General features: G+C 64.1%; 9 protein-coding genes. All 9 read left to right on the top strand.

Translation table 11 applies throughout. The features are described from left to right. Positions 1-55: 55 nt before the first annotated feature. Entirely contained in the window at positions 56-937 is an 882-nt protein-coding gene (gene rfbA / locus QMX82_RS17805; protein WP_208692010.1) for a glucose-1-phosphate thymidylyltransferase RfbA, read from the top strand. Beyond that, the gene (gene rfbC / locus QMX82_RS17800) at positions 937-1473 is read left to right on the top strand and encodes a dTDP-4-dehydrorhamnose 3,5-epimerase (protein WP_208692009.1); all 537 of its coding nucleotides are present in this window, start codon (positions 937-939) and stop codon (positions 1471-1473) included. Before rfbA ends, rfbC begins: the two co-directional genes overlap by 1 nt. Then, positions 1470-2384, top strand: a complete 915-nt coding sequence (gene rfbD / locus QMX82_RS17795) for a dTDP-4-dehydrorhamnose reductase (RefSeq protein WP_208692008.1) — start codon at positions 1470-1472, stop codon at positions 2382-2384. The genes rfbC and rfbD overlap by 4 nt, the downstream gene beginning before the upstream one ends. Positions 2385-2443: 59 nt before the next feature. Further along, the gene (locus tag QMX82_RS17790) at positions 2444-2746 is read left to right on the top strand and encodes a ComEA family DNA-binding protein (RefSeq protein ID WP_208692007.1); all 303 of its coding nucleotides are present in this window, start codon (positions 2444-2446) and stop codon (positions 2744-2746) included. Between the two features lie 144 nt (positions 2747-2890). After that, positions 2891-3232: a flagellar hook-basal body complex protein FliE gene (fliE, locus tag QMX82_RS17785; RefSeq protein ID WP_208692006.1), complete on the top strand. Its 342-nt coding sequence runs from the start codon at positions 2891-2893 to the stop codon at positions 3230-3232. Between the two features lie 14 nt (positions 3233-3246). Beyond that, a complete protein-coding gene (fliF, locus tag QMX82_RS17780; RefSeq protein WP_282286027.1) occupies positions 3247-5055 on the top strand; it encodes a flagellar basal-body MS-ring/collar protein FliF in 1809 nt (602 codons plus the stop codon). Then, the gene (gene fliG, locus QMX82_RS17775; protein ID WP_208692004.1) at positions 5042-6052 is read left to right on the top strand and encodes a flagellar motor switch protein FliG; all 1011 of its coding nucleotides are present in this window, start codon (positions 5042-5044) and stop codon (positions 6050-6052) included. Before fliF ends, fliG begins: the two co-directional genes overlap by 14 nt. A 67-nt stretch (positions 6053-6119) precedes the next feature. Then, positions 6120-6905 carry a flagellar assembly protein FliH gene (gene fliH, locus QMX82_RS17770; protein WP_282286024.1) on the top strand — a complete coding sequence of 262 codons (786 nt, stop codon included), beginning with the start codon at positions 6120-6122 and terminating at the stop codon, positions 6903-6905. Beyond that, complete coding sequence (gene fliI, locus QMX82_RS17765; protein WP_017642072.1) at positions 6895-8241, top strand: flagellar protein export ATPase FliI; 1347 nt, start codon at positions 6895-6897, stop codon at positions 8239-8241. Before fliH ends, fliI begins: the two co-directional genes overlap by 11 nt. The last annotated feature ends 3 nt before the right edge of the window (positions 8242-8244 follow it).

Below are 8244 nucleotides of genomic sequence, written 5' to 3'. Positions count from 1 at the left end.
CGCCCGCGGGCGTGTCCGACCGACAGCAACAGTCAATTTTCAGAGGACGATTGCCATGAGCAAATACAAGGGAATTCTGCTGGCCGGTGGCTCCGGTACCCGTTTGCACCCCATTACCCTGGGCGTGTCCAAGCAGTCGCTGCCGATCTACGACAAACCCATGATCTACTATCCGCTGTCCGTGCTGATGCTGGCCGGTATCCAGGAAGTCCTGATCATCTCGACGCCGGCCGACCTGCCCGGTTTCCAGCGCATGCTCGGCGACGGCAGCCACTTCGGCATGCAGCTGAGCTACGCCGAGCAGCCCAGCCCGGACGGCCTGGCCCAGGCCTTCATCATCGGTCGCGAATTCGTCGGTGATGACAACGTCTGCCTGGTCCTCGGTGACAACATCTTCTACGGTCAGCACTTCAGCGAGACGCTGCTCAAGGCTGCCAGCGTGGATCACGGCGCTACCGTCTTCGGCTACTACGTCGCCGACCCCGAGCGTTTCGGTGTCGTCGAGTTCGACGAGCAGGGCAAGGCCCTGAGCATCGAAGAGAAGCCCAAGAAGCCGAAGTCCAACTATGCCGTCACCGGTCTGTATTTCTACGACAACGACGTGCTGGACATCGCCGCCAACATCAAGCCGTCGCCCCGTGGCGAGCTGGAAATCACCGACGTCAACAACGAGTACCTGCGCCGTGGCTCGCTGAACGTTTCCCTGCTGGGCCGCGGCTTCGCCTGGCTGGATACCGGTACCCACGACGCCCTGCTGGAAGCCGGCCACTTCGTCCAGACCATCGAGAAGCGTCAGGGTCTGAAGGTCGCCTGCCTCGAAGAGATTGCCTTCCAGAAAGGCTGGATCACTTGCGAGCAGATGGCCATGCAGGCCGAAGCCCTGAGCAAGACCGGTTACGGTCAGTACCTCGCGCGGCTGTGCAAGGAGCAGGACTGATGCAGGTCTTCGATACCGCGATCCCGGACGTCAAGCTGATCGAACCCAAGGTCTTCGGTGACGACCGCGGCTTCTTCCTGGAGTCCTTCCAGGCGGAGCGCTATGCCCAGCAGGCGGGGATCACCCTGCCGTTCGTGCAGGACAACCATTCGCGTTCCGCCCAGAACGTGCTGCGTGGTCTGCATTTCCAGCGCAGCAAGCCGCAAGGCAAGCTGGTGCGCGTCGTGCGCGGCGAGGTACTGGATGTGGCCGTCGACATCCGTCGCGGTTCGCCCACCTTCGGTAACGTGGTCGCCGAGATCCTTTCGGAAGACAACAAGCGCCAGCTCTGGATACCGCCGGGCCTGGCCCACGGCTTCGTGGTGCTCTCGGAAACCGCTGATTTTGAATACAAGTGCACAGATTATTACGATCCCTCTGATGAAGGGTCTTTGATCTGGAATGATCCGGATCTGAATATCGACTGGCGGGTAACGGATCCCATCCTGTCCGCCAAAGATGCACAAGGCCTTCGATTGGCGGAGCTGTATAGATGAAGATACTGGTTACCGGAGCTAACGGTCAGGTCGGACGCTGTCTGACCGATCGTCTTCAGCGTTCAGAACTGGCATGGGAGGCCCATGGACGTGCCACTCTGGATATCGCTGACGAAGGCTCGGTAACCAGCCATCTCGAGCGGTTCGCTCCGGACGTCGTGATCAATGCGGCCGCCTACACGGCGGTCGACAAGGCCGAGCAGGAGCCCGAGATCGCCGCCCGTGGCAATATCGAAGGCCCCATGGTTCTTGCCCAGGCCTGCGGCGCCGCCGGCATCGCCCTGCTGCACCTGTCCACCGACTATGTGTTCGACGGCACCGCCACCGAACCCTACCAGGTCGAGGATCCGGTCAGCCCGTCCGGGGTCTACGGCATGACCAAGCTGGAAGGGGAGAACCGCGTGCTCTCCGCCTGTCCGCGCTCGGTGGTGCTGAGAACCGCCTGGGTGTTCAGCGAACACTGCAACAACTTCCTCAAGACCATGCTGCGGCTCGCTGCCGATCGCGACGAACTGCGGGTGGTAAGCGACCAGGTGGGTTGCCCGACCTACGCCGGTCACATCGCCGATGCGCTGTTGCAGATCGCCGTCCAGGCCGAAGCCCAGCCTGAGCAGACGGCCTATGGCCTCTATCACTTCGGCGGCGACAGCGGCCTGAGCTGGTGCGACTTCGCGCGCTACATCATTGATGCCGGCGAGGAGCTGGGCATGCTGGAACGGGCGCCGCTCATCACCGGCATCGCCACGTCCGAATTTCCTACCTTGGCCAAGCGCCCGGCCTATTCCATGCTGGATTCCAGCGCGCTGGAGCAGCACTTCGGCATCCCGCCCAGCGACTGGCGCCAGGGCGTTCGCCAGACCCTGCTGGCGCTCCAGACCGAGCGTGCGCAGGCAGGGTCTCTGGTGAGTTGACCGCCTGACCCTTTGCGTTAAGCTCTCCGGATCAAACAGCGGAACACGGAGGTTCCTCTATGAGATTCGTCTGGATAGTGACGTTGCTGGCCCTGTTCGGTCCCTGGGCCAATGCCTGTGAGCCTGGCACGGGTGCTGCAGCCAAGCCTGCCTCGAATGCCAGCCTGGCACCCCTGAACATCAATGTCGCCGACGTCACCGCGCTGCAACGGCTGCGGGGGATAGGGGCCGTCAAGGCACAGGCGATCGTCGACCACCGCCAGGCCCATGGCGCCTTTGCCTCGGTGGACGAGCTGCTCGAGGTCAAGGGCATCGGCAAGGCCCTGCTGCAGCGCAACCGCGAACTGCTCAGCGTCGACTGATTTTCGGCAAACTTTAACCGTCTCTCTGCGCCTTTTTCTCAAGCCATTGTTTTGGCTGGAATTTTAGGACCTGGCACAGGCATTGCTCTATCTCTGACACGAGTGGGTACGGCGTCAATTTCCCGTGCCAGAGGAGCAGAGCAAATGGTTCAAGGTGTCGAGTTCAATCGGTTGATGCTGGAAATGCGTTCCATGCAGACCGAAGCCATGGCCCGGTCGAAAGCCGTCGTAGCTCCGGCTGCTGGCGCGGAACAGGTCCAGGGTCCGAGCTTCGCCGACATGCTCAGCAAGGCCGTGGGCTCCGTCAACGAGACCCAGCAGACCGCCGGTGAGATGGCCAAGGCCTTCGAGCTGGGACAGGGTGGCGTCGACCTCACTCAAGTCATGATCGCTTCGCAGAAGGCCAGCATCTCCGTGCAGGCCTTGACCCAGGTACGCAACAAGTTCGTTCAGGCGTACCAAGACATCATGCAAATGTCGATTTGAGGACGGTCTAGAAAATGGCTGAAGCTCTCACCAACGCACCCGTCCCGACGACCAAGCCCGAGGCTGAAGACAAGCCCAAGAAGTCGCTGCTGGGTCTCAGCTTTCTCGACAACCTGTCCGACATGCCGCTGCTGCGGCAGATGGGGCTGCTGATCGGCCTGGCCGCCAGCGTCGCCCTGGGCTTTGCCGTGGTGCTCTGGACCCAGCAGCCGGACTACCGGCCGCTGTACACCAGCATGAACGGCCTGGACGCCAATCAGGTCCTGCAGGCCCTGGGCGCGGCCGACATCGGCTACAAGGTCGATCCGAATTCCGGCGCCCTGCTGGTCAAGTCCGATGACCTCGGCCGGGCGCGCATGAAGATGGCCGCGGCCGGCATTACCGCCTCCGATGGCAACGTCGGCTTCGAGCTGCTGGACAAGGAGCAGCCGCTGGGCACCAGCCAGTTCATGGAAGCGGCCAACTATCGGCGCAGCCTGGAAGGCGAACTGGCCCGGACCATCTCCAGCCTCAACAACATCAAGGGCGCCCGGGTGCACCTGGCGATCCCGAAGAGTTCGGTGTTCGTCCGTGACGAGCGCAAGCCGAGCGCTTCTGTGCTGGTCGAGATGTATCCCGGCCGTACCCTGGATGCCGGTCAGGTCATGGCCATCATCAATCTGGTCGCCACCAGCGTGCCGGAACTGGACAAGTCCCAGGTCACCATCGTCGACCAGAAGGGCCAGCTGCTGTCCGACCAGCAGAATCTCTCCGAGCTGTCGATCGCCGGCAAGCAGCTGGACTACACCCGCAAGATGGAAGGCTCCCTGACCCAGCGCGTGCAGAACATCATGCAGCCGGTGCTGGGCAGCGGCCGCTTCAAGGCCGAAGTGGCCGCCGATGTGGACTTCAATGCCGTGGAGTCGACCTCCGAGCAGTTCAATCCGGATCAGCCGGCCCTGCGCAGCGAGCAGCAGAACAGCGAGCAGCGTCAGACTTCCGGCGGGGGCGCCCAGGGCGTGCCGGGTGCACTGTCCAACCAGCCGCCCGGTCCGTCCTCGACGCCGGAGAAGGCCGGTGCCCAGGGTGGCGGCGCCAACTACATCGCTCCGGGCCAGCCGCTGCGCGACGCCAACGACCAGTACATCTACGACAGCAAGACCAGCCTGCCGGCGACCCTGCCGTACCCGACCGACAAGCGTGAGCAGAACACCCGTAACTACGAGCTGGACCGCAGCATCAGCTATACCCGTCAGCAGCAGGGCCGTCTGCGTCGGCTTTCCGTCGCCGTGGTACTGGACGATCAGGTCAAGGTCGATGCGGCCGGCAAGGTCAGCCATCAGCCCTGGACCCCCGAAGACCTGGCTCGCTTCACCCGTCTGGTACAGGATGCCGTGGGCTTCGACGCCAGCCGTGGCGACAGCGTAAGCGTGATCAACGCGCCCTTCGCCCCGGTGCAGCAGGAAGAGATCGAGAGCATTCCCTTCTACCAGCAGCCCTGGTTCTGGGGCGTGGTCAAGCAGGCCCTCGGCGTCCTCTTCATCCTGGTGCTAGTCTTTGGGGTGCTGCGTCCGGTGCTGAAGAATCTGTCCGGTGGCAACACCAAGGACGCCGCCGCCCTGGCCGCTGCCGGTGGTGCCGGGGCCCTGGGCGCCGGCGGCCTGGATGGCCTGGCGGACGATCTGGCCGACGACAAGGTGAGCCTGGCCGGTCCGGCGCCGCTTTTGCTGCCGAGCCCGAGCGAGGGCTATGACGCTCAACTGACCGCCATCAAGCAGCTGGTCAACGATGATCCGGGCCGTGTCGCCCAGGTAGTGAAGGATTGGATCAATGGCGACGAATGAAGCGCAACTTTCCAAGGTAGAGAAGGCCGCGATCTTCCTCCTGTCGCTGGGCGAAGCCGATGCCGCGCAGATCCTGCGCCACATGGGGCCCAAGGAGGTGCAGAAGGTCGGTACCGCCATGGCCCAGATGCGCAACGTCAACCGCGAGCAGGTCGAGCGGGTGCTGGGCGACTTCATCGAGGTGGTGGGCGATCAGACCAGTCTGGGCGTGGGCGCCGACGGCTACATCCGCAAGATGCTCACCCAGGCCCTGGGCGAGGACAAGGCCAGCGGCCTGATCGACCGCATCCTGCTGGGCGGCAACACCAGCGGCCTGGACAGTCTGAAATGGATGGAACCACGGGCGGTGGCGGACGTGATCCGTTACGAGCACCCGCAGATCCAGGCCATCGTGGTGGCCTACCTGGATCCCGACCAGGCGGCCGAAGTCCTTGGCCATTTCGATCACAAGGTGCGCCTGGATATCGTCCTGCGCGTCTCCTCGCTGAACACCGTGCAACCGGCGGCGCTCAAGGAGCTGAACCTGATCCTCGAGAAGCAGTTCTCCGGCAGCGCCAGCACCACCCGTACCGCTCTGGGCGGCGTGAAGCGCGCCGCCGACATCATGAACTACCTGGACAGCTCGGTCGAAGGCCCGCTGATGGATGCGATCCGCGATGCGGATCAGGATCTGTCGGGGCAGATCGAGGACCTGATGTTCGTCTTCGACAACCTGTCCGATGTCGACGATCGCGGCATCCAGGCGCTCTTGCGCGAGGTGTCCTCGGATGTGCTGGTGCTGGCGCTCAAGGGCGCCGACGAGGGCATCAAGGAGAAATTCTTCCGCAACATGTCCAAGCGCGCGGCCGAGCTGCTGCGCGACGATCTGGAAGCCAAGGGGCCGGTGCGACTGTCCGAGGTGGAGGGGGCGCAGAAAGAGGTGCTCGCCGTGGCCCGCCGCATGGCCGATGCTGGCGAGATCGTGCTCGGCGGCAAGGGTGGCGAGGAAATGGTTTGACGGCTTGCCGGGATTGGCCTGTGCTTTGCTAAGGTCTGGTCAGTAGCGGTTTTCTGACGGACAGGTAATGAGCAAAGAAGCGGCGAGCGAACTGATCAGGGCGCGGGATCTGGAAGCCTTCGACGTCTGGCGACTGCCAGCCTTCGACAGCTTCGACGCGCCTGCAGAGATCCCTGTGCCCGCGGCAGCCGAGCACCAGCCCGAGCCCCAGCCGGTGCCCCAGATCGAAGAGGTCCCGGTCGAAGAGGTCCAGCCGATCACCCTCGAAGAGCTGGAGGCGATCCGCCAGGAGGCCTACAACGAGGGTTTCGGCACCGGCGAGCGCGACGGTTACCACGCTGGCCAGCTCAAGGCGCGCCAGGAAGCCGAGGCGGCGCTGACCGCTCGCCTCGCCAGCCTGGAAACCCTGATGAGTCATCTGCTCGATCCCATCGGCGAGCAGGACCAGGCCCTGGAAGCCGGCATGGTGCAGCTGGTCCGGCATATCACCCGCGAGGTCATCCAGCGCGAACTCACGCTAGACTCCAGTCAGTTGGGTCAGGTGGTGCGCACGGCGCTGAAGCTGCTGCCCATGGGTGCCGAGAATATCCGCATCCAGGTCAGCCCCCAGGACTTCGAGCTGATGAAGGCCTTGCGTGACCGCCACGAGGAAAAATGGCGCATCCTTGAGGACGAGACCCTGATGCCTGGCGGTTGCCGGATCGAGACCGAAAGCAGCGTCATCGATGCCAGCATCGAGACCCGCCTGACCCAGGCGCTGACCCAGCTGGCCGAACAGCAGCGCCACCAGGCGACCCAACCCCAGGAAGCCGATCTGCACATCGACATCGAGGATGCCTCCCATGCGTCTTGAGCGTCTGAGTTTCGAACGCCGCCTCAGCGGCTACGATGAAGCCATCCGGGTGGAGCAGCAGCCGGTGATCGAAGGCCGCCTGCTGCGCATGGTCGGTCTGACTCTGGAAGCCGAAGGCCTGCGCGCCGCCGTAGGCAGTCGCTGCCGGCTGATCAATGGCGGGGGCTATCAGCCGGTGGAAGTCGAGGCCGAGGTGATGGGCTTCAACGGCAACAAGACCTTTCTCATGCCGGTGGGCAGTCTGGCCGGCATCGCGCCCGGCGCCCGGGTGGTGCCGGTGCCGGATACCGGCCGCCTGCCGATGGGCATGTCGATGCTGGGGCGGGTGCTGGATGGCCTGGGCAATGCCCTGGACGGCAAGGGCCGCATGCGCGCCGAAGACTGGGTGCCGATGGATGGCCCCACCATCAATCCGCTCAAGCGCGAGCCCATCAGCGAGCCCCTGGACGTCGGCATCCGCAGCATCAACGGTTTGTTGACGGTAGGTCGCGGTCAGCGTCTCGGCCTGTTCGCCGGTACCGGCGTGGGCAAGAGCGTGCTGCTCGGCATGATGACCCGGCTGACCAAGGCCGAGATCATCGTGGTTGGGCTGATCGGCGAGCGGGGTCGCGAGGTGAAGGAGTTCATCGAGCACATTCTGGGCGAGGAGGGCATCAAGCGGGCGGTGGTCGTGGCCTCGCCAGCGGACGATGCGCCCTTGCTGCGCCTGCGCGCGGCCATGTACTGCACCCGCATCGCCGAATATTTTCGCGACAAGGGCAAGAACGTGCTCCTGCTGATGGATTCCCTGACCCGCTATGCCCAGGCGCAGCGGGAGATCGCCCTGGCCATCGGTGAGCCGCCGGCCACCAAGGGCTACCCGCCGTCGGTATTCGCCAAGCTGCCGCGCCTGGTGGAGCGGGCCGGCAACGCAGAAAAAGGTGGGGGTTCGATCACGGCGTTTTATACTGTGCTTTCGGAAGGCGACGACCAGCAGGACCCCATCGCCGACTCGGCGCGTGGTGTGCTGGATGGTCACTTCGTGCTGTCGCGGCGACTGGCCGAGGAAGGGCACTATCCGGCGATCGACATCGAGGCGTCCATCAGCCGGGTCATGCCCCAGGTGGTCAGCCCGGAGCATCTGCGCAACGCCCAGCGCGTCAAGCAGCTCTGGTCGCTCTATCAGCAGGCCAAGGACCTGCTCAGCGTCGGTGCCTATGTGCCCGGCGGGAATGCCGAAACCGATCTGGCGATCGCCCGCTATGCGCCCATGCAGCAGTTCCTGCGCCAGGGCCTGCGCGAAAGCGAATCGCTGGAGCAGAGTTCCGCCAATCTCCAAGCCGTATTGGGAGGCTGATAG

The sequence above is a fragment of the Pseudomonas sp. PS02302 genome (assembly GCF_029959585.1).
In the GTDB taxonomy this organism is placed as follows: Bacteria; Pseudomonadota; Gammaproteobacteria; order Pseudomonadales; family Pseudomonadaceae; genus Chryseomonas; species Chryseomonas aestiva.
This window is presented reverse-complemented; position numbering and strand designations above follow the sequence as displayed.